The sequence below is a fragment of the Paenibacillus sp. FSL M7-0420 genome (assembly GCF_038002345.1).
Classification (GTDB): domain Bacteria; phylum Bacillota; class Bacilli; order Paenibacillales; family Paenibacillaceae; genus Paenibacillus_AQ.
Genome location: NZ_JBBOCJ010000001.1, coordinates 5,611,578 through 5,630,130 on the forward strand (window position 1 = coordinate 5,611,578; position 18,553 = coordinate 5,630,130).

Below are 18,553 nucleotides of genomic sequence, written 5' to 3' on the forward strand. Positions count from 1 at the left end.
CGCTTCATCTACCCGATCGGAGCGGTTACAGCATGTGCAGGAATGGAACAACCAAACACATACTTGAAGATATTATCATACATACGGGCCCTAGTCAATATCTCCTTACAAAACATATACAACCTGATCATCTTATCCCTACTCCAGCCATGTCCCAACCTTGCCTGTACCGCCGCAGCACTGGCAGATCACCGGGGCAAATCCGGCGGAATCATGTCTGGCCTTCTTACGGGTCATCTCCAGCAGACCGAGATGGGTCCAGCCGAGAATATGCGTCTTGGTCCGGTCCCTGCTGATAATGCTCTCCAGCTTGTCCGTCACCTGCCTGCGGTGCTCTTCCCGCTCCATATCAATGAAATCAACAATAATAATACCGCCCGTATCCCGGAGCCGGACAAGCCGCCCGATCTCCTCCGCAGCCAGCAGGTTGGTCCGCGTTACCGTATCCTCAAGGTTCGTCCCGCCGGTGTACTGCGCTGTGTTGACGTCAATCACCGTCAAGGCCTCTGTCTCATCCCAGATGAGCGTAGCCCCGCCTTCGAGGATGATCTTACGACTGAAGCTCTTGTGAAGCTGATCCGTCACCCCGTAAGCAGAGAAAATGGACTCCTGCCCCCTGTAGAATCCCACAGGCTTGTACCCTTCAGGAGCCATATCCGACAGGAAGGCTTCCGCCTCCTTAACCGCCTTGGCCGAATCGATCAGCAGCTCATCACGCTGCGGATTGAAGGCATCCCGGATGAACCGCTGGACGATACTCAGATCGCAGTGCAGCAGAGCGGGTGCCTCCACTTCCTTGGAACGCCGCGTAATCATTTCCCACTGCGCCCGCAGAAAAGCCAGATCTCCCTCCACGGCATCCACCGGCTCGTCCTCGGAGACGGTGCGCATAATGAGTCCTTCCTCACCCTGGCGCAGCCGCTCGCCGATGCCTTTGAGCCGGCTGCGCTCCGATTCCCGGCTTATTTTCTTGGAGACCCCGACATATTCGGCAAAAGGCATGTACACCATCCAGCGTCCGGGCAGCGTATAATGCGTGGTTACCCGCGCGCCTTTGCCGCCCCGCGGTTCTTTTCTCACCTGGACGACAATCTCCTGACCGGGCTGCAGCAGCGTCTCAATCGAAGGCTTGACGTCCGGCTGCTTGTCCAGATGGGGATGCAATACATCATCTACGTATAGGAACGCATTCTTTTTCTGTCCGATATCTACAAAAGCCGCCTGCATACCAGGCAGCACATTCATTACCCGGCCTTTATAATAGCTCCCGACCAGACCTTGCTGCTGATCGCGTTCAGCCGCATATTCCACCAGCCTCCCGTTCTCCAGAAGTGCCATGCGGGTAATATGCTGTGTACAGTGAACGATCATTTGTTTCATGGCTTCACCTCTGGTTTGAATCATTTCTCGCTTGTTACTTTCCGAAATACGAAGCAATCAGACGCTGCTCCGGCACAACGGCTACGATGTCTCTGTCGTTATTCATCACATAGATATAATGATAATGGTTACGTTTAAATAGACGCAATATCTCATCCAAAGGTTTCGCGAGCGAGGCAACTATTGGGCGGGCAATACTCTCCGCCAGCAGATACCGCTCATAAATCCGCTCACGGTTCATCAAAAAACCAACAAACCGGTACGGCAAATTACGCTGGTCCGTCCAATTAGAATAGAGCAGAAACGCTCCGATCATCAGCAGGTTAAGGCGGAGGCCGTCCCCGTTCCCAAGCGGAAGCAGGGCGAACCCTATCACAAGCAGGCTGGCCGCAATACTGACTCTGCCGGTCCACAGCAGCGTGTAATAATACGGAAGCAGCAGACTCAGGGCTGCCTGAAGGATTTTGCCGCCGTCCAGCGGAAGCACCGGCAGCAGATTGAACAGAGCGATCATGGCGTTGGCTCCGATAAAATAATCCAGATAGGCGATATTTCCATACTCCACCTGCTTAAGCGCCAGCGCCATCAGAATCATAATTCCGTTCTGCAGCGGACCGGCCAGGGCAATCCCGATCTCACGGACAGCCGTAAGCCGCCCATGATCCTCTATAACCGCAACGCCGCCGAATGGCAGCAGTTGTACCGATCTGACGTTAATTCCGGCCAGCAGGGCCGCACATACATGTCCAAGCTCATGAATGAACACGATCAGAAACAAGGTAAGCAGCTCCAGGAACTGTCCGGTAAGCACGGATACCATGAGAATCAGCACGAAGAGCGGATGCAGTGACAATTCAATGCCGCAGACCCTAATCAAACGATACCACTTCGGCCGGATCAATATAAGTCTTGTCTTTCATAACTGCAAAAAACAGCAACGGGACCCGGGCATCCTCCGTCCCCTGAATCCAGCCTATTTCGTCTCCGCTCTGTACCCAGTCATCCACCGCGAGCCGTGTCCCGCTCAAATGACCGTATTCTGCCGTGATCTCCCCGGTATGGCGGACCGTAATACGGATGCCTCCCCGGGCTTCCTTTGAAACGGCCAGCACACGGCCCGTATCTACACTTTTCACCGTGACACTGGCACTTGAATCGTCTGCCGGTATAATTTCAATGCCATTAAGCGAAGTGGCAAAAGGACGCACAATACTTCCTGCAAGCGGAGCGCTAAGCTCGTGGGCGGCTGTCACCTTCTCCGCCGGTACCTGTTCATCTCCGAAAATCGGAATGAAGGACGGGGCTCCATTGAAATGTTCCTCGTACCACACCTGTGCTGCTGCAAAATCCATATCATTGCTGAGGATGTCTGTAATAAAGTACTGTGCCTTCACGGCCCATGGCTCCTGCACGGCAAAAATGCCCCATACAGCGCCGAAGACAAGCAGACTGGCTACCGTCCGCCGCAGCAGACCAGCACGGAAGCCCTGCCCCGGTCCCCTCCCGTCTTCATCTTCCCAGTGGTTACGCTGCTGCTTCCACATCGTCTCGGGGTCAGGCTCAGGGGAAGAGGCAAATTCATTCCTGTCCCCAGCCCCCCATTCTCTGAAGGAGGGAGGACTGTCAGACAGCCGGAACCGCTCTGGTGCTGGTGCTGCTCCGGCTGCCGGCTTCTCCTCCAGCAGATTCTGTATACGTTTCTTGCGGCGGTTCTTGGACTCTCTCGGGTATTCCATAATGATCCCTCCGGCGGGCTTGTTTTACTTCCATTTTATGAGTGGCGGAAGCCGCTTTAGAACAAGCCCTGTCCAAGTTACTGCACAACAAAAATAAGCCCGCCGGTGATTTCTCAGCAGCGGGCTCTTAACTGAAGATTGCCATGTATAAGTGCGTGGCCGGGATTCAGCCCATTCCAAAAAATTTCTTGAGCTTCTTAAAGGCGCCCGTCTTCTGGTCAAGCTGCATCAGCGGCACCGCATCGCCAAGAATACGCCGGGCAATATTACGGTAGGCGATCGCTGCTAAGGAGTCCGGGTTCATCACAGTAGGCTCCCCGTTGTTCGCCGCCCGGATGACCTGTTCATCATCGGGTACAATCCCGATCAGATCAATATTAAGCACCTGCAGAATATCCTCGATATCAAGCATATCCCCGGACTTGATCAAGCCCTGACGAATCCGGTTGACCACCAGCTTCGGAGATTCTACGGATGACTGCTCCAGGAGACCGATAATCCGGTCCGCATCCCGCACCGCAGCATGTTCCGGAGTGGTGACCACAATGGCTTTGTCAGCACCGGCAATCGCATTGCGGAAGCCGTGCTCAATTCCCGCCGGACAATCGATCAGAACATATTCATACTCCTTCTTAAGCTCCAGAATGATATCCTTGACCTGCTCCGGTGTAACGGCAGTCTTGTCCTTGGTCTGGGCAGCGGGCAGCATGTACAGCTCATCGAAGCGCTTGTCCTTGACCAGCGCCTGATTCAGACGGCAGCGGCCTTCCGCCACATCGACAAGATCATAGATGATCCGGTTCTCCAGCCCCATGACAACATCCAGATTCCGCAGTCCAATGTCGGTATCCACCAGACATACTTTTTTGCCCTGCAAGGCGAGTGCGGTACCAATGTTGGCTGTTGTGGTTGTCTTGCCAACTCCGCCTTTGCCCGAGGTTACGACAATCGCTTCTCCCATGGAGGCTACACCCCTTTAAACACATTTAAATCCTGACGTAACTTCACTATATTATGAATTTTGTCGATTTGCATAGCACCGCCTGATAAGTAGGCAAATTCCATGCTGCTCTCCCGGGTTCCCCATTCATCCGGAGGTCTGCTGATAATCTCAGCAATCCGGAGCTGGGTAGGCGCGAGCAGGGAAGCGGCAATAATGGCCTCCTGGTTACCGTTAATTCCGGCGTGTGCCATCCCTTTGAGTGCTCCAAGAATATAGATATCCCCTGAACAGGTAATGGTCCCTCCCGGATTCACATCCCCGAGGAACAGCAGATTGCCCTCATGATGCAGCACCTGGCCCGAGCGGAGCATTCCGCTCATCATGAACAAGGCTTCCGTATCCTTCTCTTCAGGATCTTCAATAGCTTCAACCGAACGGATTAACAGATTCCCCTGACTCTTGAGGATCTCCAGTACCGCCTCTTTATCTTCTTCAGTAACAGCACGGTTGCCCAGCTTAATATCCACATGCACAATCGGTCCGGTCAGAATATTTTGATGGCTGTGCTCCAGCTTGTAGCGAAGCTCGCTTAAGAGATCGTCAAAGGGACACTTGTCGTCTAGCAGGAATACCAGGCCATCCTTGATGCCCTTAATCCTTACGTGCTTGGATTTAACTGTCATATGCCTGTCCCCCTATCCTCATTCATTCGTGCCGGGCCGGGCAAACTCCTTCTTTGGGTGATAAGAAAATGCTGCTGCAGCTTACGCAGCCTCCTCATCGATAGTCTCTTTCTTCAGCAGCTCCAGCTGGCGCCGGAGCGGAATGTAGAGAAGCAGGCCTGCAGCAAAATGAATGAGCATGGTAGGCAGCATATGATGCAAGAGCGCCCAATTATACGGCTCCTGGCTTAGATTAAACACATTATAGATGGCAAAAAGAATACTGTCCTCCAGCAGGCTGCCCAGCAGCACCACTGTCATCATGAGCGGCAGCGGAGCACGGGGAATCTGGAATATCAGCCCGATCAGGTACGCAGATAAACCCATAGCGAAGGAATGAGCACCCAGTATGCGGCCATAGAAGACCACATCATGCAGCATGCCGAACGACAAACCCAGAATAAGTGCCGAATGCCGGTGATGGTACACCGTTACGAACAGAATGACGATGAAGACGAGATTAGGAATAATCCGCATCTGCCAGCCGTCAGGAATCAGCCAGGGAAGCACTGTACCTTCCACAATAAACAAAAAGAATAACAAAAGTACCAGGACAGGTCTGCGCATCCTCACTATTCTACACGCTCCTCCGTATAGACAACGAAGAGTTCCTTCCAGTCCTGGAATCCTGCCGCCGGCTTGATAATCGCTGTAGAGGTTAATCCGAACTGTCCGATCTTCACTTCTTCCACCGTGCCGATAGGCATACCGCGTGGATATCGTCCGCCAATGCCCGAAGAGATAATGACATCATCCTTGGCAATGGGGTCACCTACGGGAATTTTGTTCATCAGCAGCATTCCGGTCTGCTGGTCATAGCTCTCAATCATTCCAAAGGTTTTGCCTTCCTTGTTAACAGCGGTTGCTGCTATAGGAGGCTGTGAATTGGGGTCGTTGATATCCATCATCGTCATCAGCTTCACGGTAGAGGTGAAGTTACTCACATTGCTTATAACTCCTACAAGCCCCTCTATAGAAGTTACGGACATATTCAGCCTGATGCCATCTTTTGCCCCGAGATCAATAACAAGTGTATTATTGCCCGGTTCTGTCGTTACACTGACCACATTGGAGATAAGATATTCATATTTATATATGTTCTTTTGAGCTTTAGTGAATTGAAGATCCTTTTCATATTGTTCATTCTTGGCTTTAATGAAATTAAATTGTGCCTTATCCCGGGCGTACTGTGCAGCCAGAATCTTAAGCTGCTTGTTCTCTTCGGCCAGCTCTTTCAGATTCCCGATATCTTGGAAGAAGCCCGCTACGTATCCAGCGGGCTTGTAGAACATTTTCTGCACGAATCCGGTCGTATCTCTGAGGAAGTTCTCCGGCCAGGACAGGGTCTTCCTCTGCCCCAGGCTGAAGCCCATCAGAACGATAAACGTAACCAGCGTAATCAGCAATATAAACAGTCGTTTATTGTTAAACAGCTTGAACAATCTCGAGCACCCTCTAATAACCGTATTTCTCCAACCTCAGGGGTTGACGTTCACAGTCCGCATGATCCTAGCGTTTGGAGCGGAGGCCCGAACTGCTGCGGCTCTTGAACAAGTGGATATTCTCCAGCGCCTTGCCTGTGCCGATTGCAACACAGTCCAGCGGATTCTCGGCTACAATCACCGGCATTCCGGTCTCACGCGCCAGCAGCTTGTCCAGGTTGCGCAGAAGTGCGCCGCCGCCTGTAAGCACAATGCCGCGGTCCATAATATCGGCAGCCAGCTCCGGCGGACATTTCTCCAGCGTTACCTTCACGGCTTCAACAATTGCATTCACAGTATCGGACAGAGCTTCGCAGATTTCATCAGAGGTAATGGTCAGCGTCTTCGGCAGACCGGTTACCAGATCGCGTCCGCGGATTTCCATCGTCTCAGCCTTCTCAAGCGGCAGGGCAGAGCCCACATCCATCTTGAGCTGCTCGGAGGTACGTTCACCGATCATAAGGTTATACTGGCGCTTGATGTATTGGATGATAGACTCATCTGCATCATCCCCTGCCACACGTACAGAACGGCTGGTAACAATACCGCCGAGTGAGATTACCGCCACCTCGGTAGTTCCGCCGCCGATATCTACAACCATACTTCCGGTTGGTTCCCATACAGGAAGATCTGCACCGATGGCAGCAGCAAAAGGCTCCTCGATAATGTAAGCTTCCCGCGCGCCGGCCTGCTTCGTAGCATCTTCAACGGCACGCTGTTCAACGGCTGTAATTCCGGATGGCACACAGACCATGACATTCGGATGGCGCTGGAACATCGAGCGCTGCTTCTGGGCCTGGCGGATGAAATATTTGATCATAGTTGCTGTAGTATCGAAATCAGCGATGACCCCGTCCTTCATTGGACGGATGGCACGGATGTTGCCCGGTGTGCGTCCGATCATTTTTTTGGCGGATTCCCCTACTGCTTCTATCGTCTTAGTATCGGTATTAATAGCAACCACGGACGGCTCTCTGACAACGATCCCTTTACCGCGCACGTAGACGAGCGTATTCGCTGTCCCCAAGTCAATTCCTAAGTCTTTCGTAAAACCACCTAACATCTTGTATGCTCCTTTTCCATGTGAATCTAGACAATTGTATTACATGTAGCCTTTCTCTTTCAAACTTACGTAGCTGCTGTCTCCGATCACCAGATGATCCAGCACATCAATGCCGACAATCTCGCCTGCCTGCATCAGCCTGGAAGTCAGTGAGATGTCTTCAGGGCTTGGTGTAGGATCACCGCTCGGATGATTATGTGCGCATATAATTGCTGCGCTGCTGCATTTCATGGCTGCCCGGAACACCTCGCGGGGATGCACAATGGAGGCATTAAGGCTACCCATGGACAATGTTTCCTGCGCAATAACATGATTCTTCGTATTCAGGAACAGACAGATAAAATGCTCCTTCTGCAAATAACGCAGCTGCTCGGTCAGAATCTCCGCCGCGTCCTGGGGACTGCGGATAATGACCGGTCCGGTAAGCCGGGAATTCGCCATCCGTCTTCCCAGCTCTATGCCTGCTTTGAGTTGCACGGCCTTGGCAGGGCCGATGCCGTTAATTGTTGTCAATTCTTCAATGCTCAGATCCGCCAGTCCGCGGAGACCGCCTGCTTGGCTCAAGAGCCGCTGGGCGATAAGAAGGGCTGATTCACGGTGCGCACCTGTGCGCAGCAGGATAGCCAGAAGCTCCGCTTGACTTAATGATTCCGCCCCATAATGCATCATGCGCTCTCGTGGTCGTTCTTCATGGGGGAGGTCACGCAGCATAAATGATTGCGACTCCATCCCTAACCTTCTTTCTTCGGCTACCCTTACCGGTTCAGCACCGAAATGCCAAACCCGGACAACATACCGCTCAGCAGTGACAGCGGCAGACCGACCACGTTAAAATAGCAGCCTTCAATTTCTTCCACCAGGGTGGCGCCCAGTCCTTGTATCGCGTAAGAGCCGGCTTTGTCGGCAGGCTCCCCGGTCGCTATGTAAGCGGAGATTTCCTCTTCGCTCATGGCTCTCATAGTTACAGAGGTTACCCTATGCTCTACCAGGGTACGTCCCTCTGCAGTACCGATGCAGGCCACCCCGGTGTATACCTGATGCGTCCGGCCTTGCAGCATGCCCAGCATTCTGGCGCTGTCCTGCTCATCCGCCGGCTTGCCGAGCACCATGTCGTCAAGCACAACGATCGTATCGCTGCCGATAATAACGGCATCCCGGTCTCCGGCAACAGGAATCACAGCTTCTGCCTTACGCAGAGCCAGATTCCGTACAATAGCTTCAGGACTCCATTCAGGCGGCGTACTCTCATCAGCATCGCTGGACAGCACCTCAAAGGGCAGGCCAAGCGAGGCTAACAGCTCACGCCGCCGCGGCGAACCCGAGGCCAGAATAATATGCCGCGAATTGTCATGCTCCACTGTAATTAACGTCCCTTCCTGATGCTGCCAGCTAAGGCTACAGCCTGCGGTACAGCCATACGGCTGTAATCATCCCGGCAAGACTGAGCAGGCACAGTTTCAAATGGATTGTGATGTCATAGGTTATGATGTCTAAATCGGCTTGCGGCGACCACTTGAGAACAGTCGAAGCTGTAAGAAAAGACAGAGCTTGTACAGGTTCCAGCAGCTTGGCAATCCAGGCTCCGGCCAGCCAGCCCAGAATAAGAAATAACAGCAGTGTTCCTACATTTTTCTTCTTCATTCAAGTCTTCCCTCGCCATTTTTTGACACCCTAATTATTATACGGTGAAACGGAGTGCAATACAAACTCAAAATCCATCCAGGGAATGTTTACCACGTAAGCAGCCTGCGGATCTTATCACAACGCAGGATTACGTCTGGAAATACAGCAATCCCCCGCCGGGCAAATGCCTGGTACGGGGGATCATTTATTTAGTCTATAGTCAGCGGTGCATTACGCCTCAGCTGTCAGCTCATGGCGGACAACAGGCTTTTCTGGCCGGTCAGGAAGCTCATCATGGCCTCCTGCACCTCCCAGAGCAGCCCCTCCGCCTTATTCTTATTGTATTCGTTCAGGGCGGCTATCCCCTGGCTCATGGATTTCTCCAGCCCGTCAGCGATTCTCTGCCCTTCCGGGGTCAGGCCCGGCTCCAGTGCCTTGACTGCCTGGGTCCACTGCATATGGAGATCGCTTACCGCTCCGCCAGCGTTCCCGCTGTCCCCCCCGCCCAGCAGGGAAGCAGACAAGCTGCTGAGCTCGCTTAACAGCTGGCTGCTAAGCTTGAAGTAGCTGTCCACCGCCGCCGCCGTTCCGGTATAGCGGACCTGGTTCACAGCTGGCAGGGCCACTTCTCTCACGTACAGCTCGATGCCCTGCCCCTTAAGGCCATTGCTGAGCAGCTTGGCCTGCTCACGGTCAGGGGACAATCCGGCGTACACACGGTTGCCGTCTGCCGGGTCAAGACCTGCGGCAAGGCCGGCGGTCAGCAGCTCCTGCCGGGCCTGCTCCGCTCCTGCCGGTGTACTGAAAACGCCATATTGCAGCAGATAATAGCTCTGCGGCGCAACCTGAACCGGAATCTGCGTGCTCACCGCTTCTCCCGTCTGCTCAGGAGGCACGCCCGTAATCTCTGCTGCGTTACCGCTGTTTGCCGCCTTTTGCCCCTGAGTGATTCCCGTCTTAACCGCTGCATTGCCCGGAGCTTTAGCAGTCTCCCCCGTCCCTCCTGTGATGAACGACAGGGCTGCGTATCCGAGCAGAATTCCCGTTCCCAGCGCTCCAGCGACGGACAGTGCGAACTTCCACCAATACGAGGGACGGCGGGTATGATAAGAGCCGCCGTAGCTATTCCCTTGAGCTCCGGGTTGATCATGACTGTCTGCAGCGGATTCACGGTTATCTTCATACAGCGGGTAGTACTCATCTGCTGAATGCAGACCTTCTTCATCCGCCCCTCCATAGAAGGAATACTCCTCCGAATCTTCACTCTGTTCCCATAGATGCCTTGCAGAAGCAGGACGGACAACAGAATACAGCCCCAAATCATAGTTATCCTCAGGAGCTTTCGGTTTCCGGCGGCCGGAGCCCGGGGGCTTCAAGTAAGCTGCCTCTACAGGCCGGGGCAGCTCCACCTTCTCCAGATCCACAATATATTCATCGGCCTTGGAATAGGAGGATGTCTTAATTTCCCCGCGCTGCACCTTGTCAGTGTCCTTATTCTCCAGAACCACACCGGTTTCGTTCACTGCCCGGCGCTCTGCCGTCTCTGTCCGCTGTCTGCTCTGGTTCCCGTCGAAGCGGAATGTCATTCTTCCGTTATTCAATACCCTCACCTCGCGATCTTCAGTTCTATACTGAAAGATATGAAAGATGCGAGAGAGATATGCTATTTTAATATATTTACACCAGACTAAGCAGCTTCGCCTTCACACCGTCTGCTGCATAATGCCTGCTCAGTGTCCGGTAGGCCTGATCCGCAATAATAGAGCCAAGCTCCGGCGTCGTCAGCAGCCTGATCAGATGATCGGCAGTGCCAGCCGTTGTTCCGGCCAGCAGAATATTCCGCCCCGGCTCGCAGATCAGCTCCTCCGAGCCCTTCAGGCTGCTGACCACCGGCGTGCGGAGGGCCCAGGCCTCCAGAATGCTGCTCTGAGCGCCGCAGTCCTCGCAGCATGAGGCAACCACAGCTCTGGCTCTGCGGATATAATCTGCTGTCTGTATGGCTTCACTGATAATTGAAATAGAAGAGTCCTTCCGGACGGCAGCTGCGACCTCTGCATGCACCGCTCTGCTAATAATGCAGCAGCGGATATCCGGCACCGCCGCCCGAATCAGCGGATATACCTTCTTGAAGAACAGCAGCGCTGCATTCTTGCCTTCAGTGGAATGCATGTCCCAGTGCAGAACGATAGAGTTCTCCTTGGCAGTATCTCCCGCAGCCGCATAAGGGGGTTCACTCAGATTAATGTACGGCGGAACAACATGCACCTTGCCTGCATCGGCAAAGGATAGCGCCTTAAAGGACAGCGCCTCTTCTTCTGAAGCGGCCAGCAGCAGGCTGGTCTTGTTCATTAACCGGCGCTCTTCGCGGCGGATCAGCGCATCATTCAGCTTGCGGTAGCCTGTACTTATTCCCCGCTTGCCAGCCGCCCGGCTCTGCACCCGTATGCCACCGGCACGGCGGGCGTCGGTGACGATAACAGCCCCGGGAAGCAGCGAGGCGACCAGATCCAGCCCATTGCCGAGCATGGCATACGAGACAAACACATGGCTGTAGGCATGCTGGCTGCACATCTCTGTTATTACCGCCCGCAGCGACTTGTCATTGCCGATCATCGAGGCATCCCTGCGGAGCCTGTTCAGCGGAAACAGCAGGCTTCTGCGGGTGGACGCAGGCCGCTTCACCTGATGCACGGTCAGGGCAGGACTGCGCAGAATCTGTGTCTCGCGGCGGTGGTAGCAATACTCCAGCAGATCGATATCAAACCGCTCCAGCAGCATATTAAGGAAATTCTCTATTCTGATGTCTCCTTCCCGGTCTACCGGTGTGTGACTCCGGGCAGAAAGGAACAGCATTCTCTCTCTCATGGCTATAGCTCCTTGGTTCTATGTAGATGTGTATGATTATGTACGAAACAAAAAAAGCCGGATGACATCCAGCCCAGAAATGTGAAACTTTCGATGTAGATCTATAGTAACGCAATCCCCCTGAGAAGGTTGTCGATTTATGGGGAAAAATAATTATTTTACCCTCCATATCCCTTCAGACCAGACGAAGCAGCTTATCCTTGACACTTTCCGCCTCATAATTCGCCAGCAGAGTCTCGTATGCACGGTCCGCCAGCACTACTCCTCTTTCATGATCCTGAAGCAGCAGTGTCACACTATCGGCAAAGGAAACCGGGTCATCGGCAATCATAATATTCCGCGAATGCTCATAGAGCAGCCCTTCTGCCCCCTTGGAGCTGGATACGACAGGCGTCCTCAGCGCCCAGGCCTCCAGAATTTTCAGCCTTGTCCCGCTGCCTTCCAGGAGCGGAGCTACGACCACCTGCGCCTTGCGTATATAATCTGCCACACTGTCCACATACCCGGTGATGACGATAGAGGAATCCTTCAAGGCCAGTGCCGCTACCTCCGGATGCACATCCCGTCCGACAATATACCACTTAATGTCCGGCACCCTCGCCTTAACCAGAGGATATACCTCACGGTAGAAGTAGAGGGCTGCGTTAATGTTGGGGAAGTAGTTCATATTACCCGGAAGAATAATCCACTGCTCCTTGGACAGCTGACTCTTGGTCCGGTAATCCTCCATGCGTATGAAATTGGGAATGACATGAACCTTCTGCGACCGGCTTGGAGCCAGTGCCTTGAAGGCCAGAGCATCCTCTTCCGAAGTAGTCAGCAGCAGATCAGTCTTGTCCATCAGCTTCAGCTCATCCCTGCGCGTCCATATAGCATTAAGGGAATAGTAGACCTTCGCGATCCCCTTTTTGCCGCCTGCCAGCTGTGCAGACAGTCCGCTCTCGAAATTATGCGCATCGGTAATGATCACAGTGTCAGGCAAGCAGCGCTGTACAATGTTGATGCAGCAGCCCAGCAGGCTGTGCGAAATAAATACATGACCGTAGGAATTCCGGCTGCAGAGCTCCATAATCTTCGCCTTCATGTCCACATCGACATGGCTCATATACGAGCAGTTCCGCCAGGTATAGAGGGAACGAAGAAGCGCTCTGCGGTAGCTGACCGTACGATCTACTTCATACACTGTAAGTGACGGAAGTCCCTCCGGCGTCCCTGTCTTCCGGGGATTGGCATAGGTGATGAGCTCTACCTCATATTTGCCCTGCAGAAGCTTCAGAATGTTGCCTGTTCTCAGCTTGCCCCCGCTATCCTGCGGATATGGATTCTCTGCGGAAATGAATAGCAACGGTTCCTTCATGGCCTCTTCTCCTACTCTCCAATGATCAATTCGCCCTGGACTGCCCGGGACATCTAGGATCTATTACCCAAGTTAGGGTGTTTGACCACGCAGTTCCTTCCACGCTGCTTCGCCTCATATAGTGCGGTGTCACTCAGTTTGTACAAGGTGCTAAGCGGCATGCGTTCACCGGAGAGAATCGTAATCAGACCGATGCTGACTGTATAGGATAGCGGCATGCCTTCGACCGTCGCACCAAGCACAGAGCAGCGCAGCTGTTCCGCTATTCGCTCACCGTCTTCCTCATCCGACCTGTGCAGCAGCACCGCGAATTCCTCGCCCCCGAATCTTCCGAAGAGATCCCCGCTGCCGAGCTGGTGCTCAATCCTGCGGGCGAAATCCTGCAGCACCCGGTCTCCCGTATCATGGCCATAGGTGTCATTAACCTGCTTGAAATGGTCCACATCCAGCAGCATGAATGAGAAGGGCATCTTCTCCTTGGCGGCGGCAGCAATCAGAGGCTGGGCACGCAGCACGAAGGCCCTGCGGTTCAAGACGCCCGTCAGCTCATCATACGTTGTCACACGCTCCAGCTCCGCATAGGACTGCTCCCGGGAGAGCAGCATGAAGCCCGCAGTTCCGAGGAACATCAGCAGGTAGATCCCCGCATAGAAAAAGCTCTGCAGCCACGCCGCTGCAATCGAGCCGGCAGGCGGAAGATAGAAAAGGCCGCTGGCCTTACTGAGCAGAGAGAGGATAGCCACGCCATACAGCATACCCGTAATTTCCTGCAGCGGGGTCTTTCTCGCCTTCCAGGATAACAGATAGGCCGGATAGAGCAGCAGAATGGCACCCGTAAGCGCAGAGGCTGCGATTAGCCCGGGGACATCCGGATGCAGCAGGTTGAGCAGAAGCAGACCTATCGCAGATATCGCGGCCAGCGCGTAATACCGCTGCTTCATTCGTTCGGAATCGGCTTCCAGCTTCTTCAGCAGAGCCAGAATCTCCGCAGTTCCTGCAGCCACGCTCAAGAGAATAAGACTTGGAAGCACGAACGGTAGATCATGAATTCCCTCTAATAATAACAGCTGCAGAATAGCGAGCTGCAGAATTTTGGCTGTCAGGAACAATGGGGTTGTCTTCTCTTTCGGATAACTGGGCCGGTATGCCAGAATAAGCAGAACCGTAAATAGATTGCCGAAAAAAAGACAAGCCAGCAATGTCTTCAAATCCAAGCCGGCTGTCATCATGTCCACCCCTTTGTTTGACGATATGTCTATGTATGATATGTATTCGAGCGTCCGGTTACCCGGGCCCTGACCACACGGTCCCGCCCTTCCTGCTTCGCCTGATAAAGCGCCAGATCACAAAGCTTGTAAAGTGCGTTCAAGCTGGTCTGCTGATCGGGCAGCACAGAGACTATACCAATACTGACTGTATACCCGCAGGGCAGACAATGCACAGAGGCCTCCCCCAGCGTCTCCCGCAGTGCTTCCGCCTGATGGCTGCTGCTAAGCGCATCCTGCCCGTACAGCAGAATGGCGAATTCCTCGCCGCCTACCCTTCCGAGCAAGTCGCCGCCTGCAAGCGTACTCTCAGCAGTGAGGGCGAAATCCTGCAGCACACTGTCGCCGGTGTCATGCCCGTAGGTATCATTCACTTTTTTGAAATGATCCAGATCCAGCAGCAGCAGGGAACAATATTCCCTCTTCTTGGCAGCCAGCGCCAGCTTCAGTTCGGCTTCCAGCAGGAAGGCCCGTCGGCCGAGAATCCCGGTCAGGCTGTCATAGGTGGCGATACGCTTCAGTTTCTTGTAGGAATGCTCATTGGAGAGCAGAATGAAGGCGGCAATGCCTCCAATCAGCATCAGGAACATCCCGAGATAATACAAATACTGCGCCGGGTTAGCCGTCAGCGGTCCCATATCCGGCTCCACCGCCAGCGCAACGAACGACCGGAGTAGCATCACCGCTGCAATCGCATAAAATACGGTGGCGAGTATCTTCTGGAGCGGAGAGCGCTCCGGGCTCGCTGTCAGTCGGCAACCTGGGTAGAGGACAAACAGCATGACCCATAACGAGGTCGTTGCGACCCGTATATTCGGATGGTTGAAGAACAGGGCAACGATAACGAAGCTGAGTATGCTCCCTGCCGTGATTGCCAGATAATAGAGCTTCGCCCGGCGGTCCAGCATACCCATCATCATCAGCAGCGCAGCGATCTCCAGCCCTCCGCCGGCCAGAATGAGCGCATTGCTCAGAGGCACAGCGATTCTATGGGGAAGATAGTCCCAGAGTAGAATGGAGCTCCAGAAGGTCACCTGAATCCACTTGGAGGCAATGAACAGACTGGAGGCAATGTCTTTGGGGAAGTGATAGCGGTAAAACGTAATCATCAGGCCGGAAAATAAATTTCCCAGAATGAACAAGTATAACAGCGACTTAATATCAAGCTGAAAGCTCATCAACACACCACCGAACTATGCGGATATACCTGCTCTATTCCGAACGATATCATTCACAGCTTATATCGGCAATATCATTATTATCTATAACCTCTAACTTCGTATGCAAAAAAACGGCCCTACACTCCTTATTAAAGGAATGTGGAGCCGTTTCTGTAGTCATGCGATGCTATCTTACCGGTTCTTCAGGCTGTCTGCCAGCGCATAACCGACCTTCCAGATATCGCCTGCACCCATGGTGATGACCAGATCACCGGGAGCAATCCGGTTCTGCAGATCTGCCAGCACAGCTTCCTTCGTCGGCAGATGCCGCGCACCGGCGTTGCTGTTCTGTACAATCAGCTCTACCAGCTTGGCGGAGGTGACGCCCTCAATCTGCTTCTCACCCGCAGGGGAGTAGATATCGGTAATAATCACTTCGTCCGCCTCGCTGAACGCGCGGCTGAAAGCATCCAGCAGGAAGAAGGTACGCGTGTAGCGCTGCGGCTGGAACACGGCGATAATGCGTTTGCCGGTTGCCTTGGCGGCGCTGATCGTAGCCTGAATCTCTGTGGGATGATGCGCATAATCATCAATGACGAGAATCTCGTCAACCTCGCCCAGCACCTGGAAGCGCCGTTTGGCGCCGTGGAACTTCACAATCGCAGCCGCAATGGCTTCAAAGGCAATGCCCGATTTCAGGCAGGAAATCACTGCTGCCATAGAGTTATACAGATTGTATTGTCCCGGAATAGAGAGCTCAATCCGGCCTAGCACCTCAGCTCCATGGTTCATCGTATACGATACCTGCCGGTCGCCGAGAACAATATCAGTCGCTGTATAATCAGCCGTCTCTGATTCGATCCCGTAGCTGATCACTGTACCTTTTACCTTAGGCAGCAGGGATTTCAGATTCTCATCATCCGCACATACGATAGCTGTTCCGTCCTCGCGCAGCTGATTCATGAACTGAACATAAGCATCCTTCAGCTTGCCGAAGTCGCCGCCGTAGTTCTCCAGATGGTCAGCTTCAATGTTCGTAACGATTCCCAGCCAAGGGTGGTACTGCAGGAACGAGCCGTCACTCTCATCGGCCTCTGCCACGACGAATTCCCCTTGTCCCGCTTTGGCATTCGTGCCGACATTCATAATCTCCCCGCCGATAATGTAGGTAGGGTCCACGCCGCAGTCTTCCATCACCAGAGCAATCATGGAAGAGGTGGTAGTCTTGCCGTGCGCTCCGGCCACTGCAACGCCCTTGCGTTCATTCAGCAGCCGGGCCAGCATCTGCGAGCGGTGCAGAATCGGAATTTTCAAACGCTCCGCTTCCACCCATTCCACATTATCCGCGGCAAGCGCCGTGGAATAGACGACCAGATCCGCGCCTTTTACCTGCTCCGCCGTATGCCCGATGAAGACCTTGGCACCTTTGGCAATCAATTTCTCCGTTAACTCCTGGGCAGCTACGTCAGAGCCTGTAACTGTATATCCCATCTCCAGCATTACCCGGGCAATCGCGCTCATACCATAGCCGCCGATCCCTATAAAATGCACACGTTCAGTAGTATCCAACAGTTCGTCACCAGCCTTTTTCAGAATCGGGTTGCCGTAAAAGCGTACTGCGCACATCAGAAATCAAATACAGCGTTCCGGACACAACCGCGAGGTCATCGTCCGCTGTGATCGTCTGCAGCTTCTGCAGCGCTTGGCCCCAATTACGTTCTACTATGATTTCCAAGTTTTCCTTGGCATATTTATCCCGCAGACTTTCTGCGATCGCCTGCAGATCTTCCGCGTCCATCTTCTTACGGAAATCAGGTTCGGTCAGGATGAGCGTATCCACTATAGGCAGTATATGCTTGAGATACGACTCGTGATGCTTATTTGCCAGCATCCCCATGAGCAAATTTAATTTACCGTAAGGCTGGAACTGCGGAAGGCTCTTCGCAAGGCTCTCAGCCCCTTCCGGGTTGTGCGCGCCGTCCAGAATAATTCTGGGCGAGGCGCTCACTTCCTCCAGCCTTCCGGCCCAGAATGTGCCCCGGAAGCCCTCCAGCACATCCTCGTCCTCCAGCATGAAGGCCATATACTGCCGCAGCACCTCAAGCGCCATCATCGCCCCGGCCGCATTCTCCAGTTGGTGTTCGCCTTTCATGGCAATATCCAGCTCAAGTCCCCGGAACGGCCCGTTGAAGGTGAAATGCTGGCAGCCGTCTCTCAGCTCAACTCCGCTATAGCTGAAATCTTCTCCGGCTAAATAGAGTGTCGAACGGGTAGCCGCCGCCTTGGCCTTCAATACAGCTACAGCCTCGGGCTGGCTTACACCGCTGACTACAGGAACGCCCGGCTTAATAATCCCGGCTTTCTCGCCGGCAATCAGCGTAAGCGTATCTCCCAGCACATCGGTATGGTCATGTCCCACATTGGTAATGACCGACACAACCGGAGTAACAATATTCGTTACATCCAGCCTTCCCCCAAGCCCCGTCTCCCATACGACAACATCGGGATAACAGACTTCGCCGTAATAGAGAATCGCAAGCGCCGTCGCCACCTCGAACATGGTCGGTGAGCCCAGCTCAGTGCCCGCAATCTCCTCAACCAGCGGACGCAGCTGAATGGCAAGCGCAAGCAGCGTCTCCTCAGGAATATCCGTCCCGTTGTACTGGAACCGGTTCGTGAACTTCGTGATATAAGGAGAGGTAAAGGTCCCTACCGAATATCCGCTCTGAATAAGGGCCGAGGTCAAAAAGGCGCAGGTCGAGCCCTTGCCGTTGGTCCCCGCCACATGAATGAACTTCAGCTTCCGGTGCGGATGTCCCAGCTTCTCCATTAGAAGCTCTATCCGCTCCAGACCCGGCCGGATTCCAAAAGGAATCAGGCTATTGATCCAGTCTACGGCTTCTGTATAAGAACTTAAGGGAGCGGCAGCGCCGCTCCGGGTGATCTCTTCCATGTCTG

General features: G+C 53.7%; 18 protein-coding genes and 1 other annotated feature (1 of these 19 running past the window's edge). All 18 genes read right to left on the reverse strand.

The features are described from left to right. Window positions 1-37, reverse strand: a sequence feature (ribosomal protein L21 leader region) (it extends 49 nt beyond the left edge of the window). A gap of 101 nt (window positions 38-138) precedes the next feature. Continuing rightward, window positions 139-1,380, reverse strand: coding sequence for an Rne/Rng family ribonuclease (locus tag MKX51_RS23910; RefSeq protein WP_340994110.1), 1,242 nt, complete (start codon window positions 1,378-1,380; stop codon window positions 139-141). Window positions 1,381-1,414: 34 nt separating this feature from the next. Continuing rightward, window positions 1,415-2,257 (reverse strand): M50 family metallopeptidase, encoded by an 843-nt coding sequence (locus MKX51_RS23915; RefSeq protein ID WP_340994111.1) that lies wholly within the window; start codon window positions 2,255-2,257, stop codon window positions 1,415-1,417. Next, window positions 2,250-3,116: a M23 family metallopeptidase gene (locus MKX51_RS23920; RefSeq protein WP_340938669.1), complete on the reverse strand. Its 867-nt coding sequence runs from the start codon at window positions 3,114-3,116 to the stop codon at window positions 2,250-2,252. The genes MKX51_RS23915 and MKX51_RS23920 overlap by 8 nt, the downstream gene beginning before the upstream one ends. Before the next feature lie 166 nt (window positions 3,117-3,282). Continuing rightward, window positions 3,283-4,077, reverse strand: coding sequence for a septum site-determining protein MinD (gene minD, locus MKX51_RS23925; protein WP_076079452.1), 795 nt, complete (start codon window positions 4,075-4,077; stop codon window positions 3,283-3,285). A gap of 5 nt (window positions 4,078-4,082) precedes the next feature. Next, entirely contained in the window at window positions 4,083-4,742 is a 660-nt protein-coding gene (minC, locus tag MKX51_RS23930) for a septum site-determining protein MinC (protein ID WP_340994112.1), read from the reverse strand. 81 nt (window positions 4,743-4,823) lie between these two features. Further along, window positions 4,824-5,354, reverse strand: coding sequence for a rod shape-determining protein MreD (gene mreD, locus MKX51_RS23935; protein WP_340938668.1), 531 nt, complete (start codon window positions 5,352-5,354; stop codon window positions 4,824-4,826). Beyond that, window positions 5,354-6,223, reverse strand: coding sequence for a rod shape-determining protein MreC (gene mreC / locus MKX51_RS23940; protein ID WP_340938667.1), 870 nt, complete (start codon window positions 6,221-6,223; stop codon window positions 5,354-5,356). Before mreC ends, mreD begins: the two co-directional genes overlap by 1 nt. Before the next feature lie 67 nt (window positions 6,224-6,290). Further along, window positions 6,291-7,325 carry a rod shape-determining protein gene (locus MKX51_RS23945; protein WP_036725912.1) on the reverse strand — a complete coding sequence of 345 codons (1,035 nt, stop codon included), beginning with the start codon at window positions 7,323-7,325 and terminating at the stop codon, window positions 6,291-6,293. 39 nt (window positions 7,326-7,364) lie between these two features. Then, entirely contained in the window at window positions 7,365-8,054 is a 690-nt protein-coding gene (gene radC / locus MKX51_RS23950; RefSeq protein WP_340994113.1) for a RadC family protein, read from the reverse strand. A 26-nt stretch (window positions 8,055-8,080) separates the two neighbouring features. Then, the gene (locus MKX51_RS23955) at window positions 8,081-8,683 is read right to left on the reverse strand and encodes a Maf family protein (protein ID WP_340994114.1); all 603 of its coding nucleotides are present in this window, start codon (window positions 8,681-8,683) and stop codon (window positions 8,081-8,083) included. Between the two features lie 37 nt (window positions 8,684-8,720). Next, the gene (locus MKX51_RS23960; protein ID WP_076079449.1) at window positions 8,721-8,966 is read right to left on the reverse strand and encodes a DUF4321 domain-containing protein; all 246 of its coding nucleotides are present in this window, start codon (window positions 8,964-8,966) and stop codon (window positions 8,721-8,723) included. A gap of 227 nt (window positions 8,967-9,193) precedes the next feature. Further along, window positions 9,194-10,549, reverse strand: a complete 1,356-nt coding sequence (locus MKX51_RS23965) for an SPOR domain-containing protein (RefSeq protein ID WP_340994115.1) — start codon at window positions 10,547-10,549, stop codon at window positions 9,194-9,196. Window positions 10,550-10,625: 76 nt separating this feature from the next. Beyond that, window positions 10,626-11,813 carry a glycosyltransferase gene (locus MKX51_RS23970; protein WP_340994116.1) on the reverse strand — a complete coding sequence of 396 codons (1,188 nt, stop codon included), beginning with the start codon at window positions 11,811-11,813 and terminating at the stop codon, window positions 10,626-10,628. Between the two features lie 175 nt (window positions 11,814-11,988). Further along, complete coding sequence (locus tag MKX51_RS23975) at window positions 11,989-13,170, reverse strand: glycosyltransferase family 4 protein (RefSeq protein ID WP_340994117.1); 1,182 nt, start codon at window positions 13,168-13,170, stop codon at window positions 11,989-11,991. Window positions 13,171-13,223: 53 nt separating this feature from the next. Continuing rightward, window positions 13,224-14,396 carry a GGDEF domain-containing protein gene (locus MKX51_RS23980; RefSeq protein WP_340994118.1) on the reverse strand — a complete coding sequence of 391 codons (1,173 nt, stop codon included), beginning with the start codon at window positions 14,394-14,396 and terminating at the stop codon, window positions 13,224-13,226. Between the two features lie 29 nt (window positions 14,397-14,425). Continuing rightward, the gene (locus MKX51_RS23985; protein WP_340994119.1) at window positions 14,426-15,613 is read right to left on the reverse strand and encodes a GGDEF domain-containing protein; all 1,188 of its coding nucleotides are present in this window, start codon (window positions 15,611-15,613) and stop codon (window positions 14,426-14,428) included. A gap of 174 nt (window positions 15,614-15,787) precedes the next feature. Next, a complete protein-coding gene (murC, locus tag MKX51_RS23990) occupies window positions 15,788-17,164 on the reverse strand; it encodes a UDP-N-acetylmuramate--L-alanine ligase (RefSeq protein WP_076079445.1) in 1,377 nt (458 codons plus the stop codon). Window positions 17,165-17,171: 7 nt separating this feature from the next. After that, entirely contained in the window at window positions 17,172-18,548 is a 1,377-nt protein-coding gene (locus MKX51_RS23995; RefSeq protein ID WP_340994120.1) for a bifunctional folylpolyglutamate synthase/dihydrofolate synthase, read from the reverse strand. Window positions 18,549-18,553: the final 5 nt, after the last annotated feature.

Bases quoted from the DNA above. Each gene is read 5' to 3' on its own strand.
- radC (WP_340994113.1), bottom strand. From the start codon at position 8,054: ATGGAGTCGCAATCATTTATGCTGCGTGACCTCCCCCATGAAGAACGA.
- MKX51_RS23920 (WP_340938669.1), bottom strand. From the start codon at position 3,116: ATGGAATACCCGAGAGAGTCCAAGAACCGCCGCAAGAAACGTATACAG.
- MKX51_RS23985 (WP_340994119.1), bottom strand. From the start codon at position 15,613: ATGAGCTTTCAGCTTGATATTAAGTCGCTGTTATACTTGTTCATTCTG.
- MKX51_RS23970 (WP_340994116.1), bottom strand. From the start codon at position 11,813: ATGAGAGAGAGAATGCTGTTCCTTTCTGCCCGGAGTCACACACCGGTA.
- minD (WP_076079452.1), bottom strand. From the start codon at position 4,077: ATGGGAGAAGCGATTGTCGTAACCTCGGGCAAAGGCGGAGTTGGCAAG.
- MKX51_RS23980 (WP_340994118.1), bottom strand. From the start codon at position 14,396: ATGACAGCCGGCTTGGATTTGAAGACATTGCTGGCTTGTCTTTTTTTC.
- MKX51_RS23945 (WP_036725912.1), bottom strand. From the start codon at position 7,325: ATGTTAGGTGGTTTTACGAAAGACTTAGGAATTGACTTGGGGACAGCG.
- MKX51_RS23960 (WP_076079449.1), bottom strand. From the start codon at position 8,966: ATGAAGAAGAAAAATGTAGGAACACTGCTGTTATTTCTTATTCTGGGC.
- MKX51_RS23995 (WP_340994120.1), bottom strand. From the start codon at position 18,548: ATGGAAGAGATCACCCGGAGCGGCGCTGCCGCTCCCTTAAGTTCTTAT.
- MKX51_RS23975 (WP_340994117.1), bottom strand. From the start codon at position 13,170: ATGAAGGAACCGTTGCTATTCATTTCCGCAGAGAATCCATATCCGCAG.
- minC (WP_340994112.1), bottom strand. From the start codon at position 4,742: ATGACAGTTAAATCCAAGCACGTAAGGATTAAGGGCATCAAGGATGGC.
- MKX51_RS23910 (WP_340994110.1), bottom strand. From the start codon at position 1,380: ATGAAACAAATGATCGTTCACTGTACACAGCATATTACCCGCATGGCA.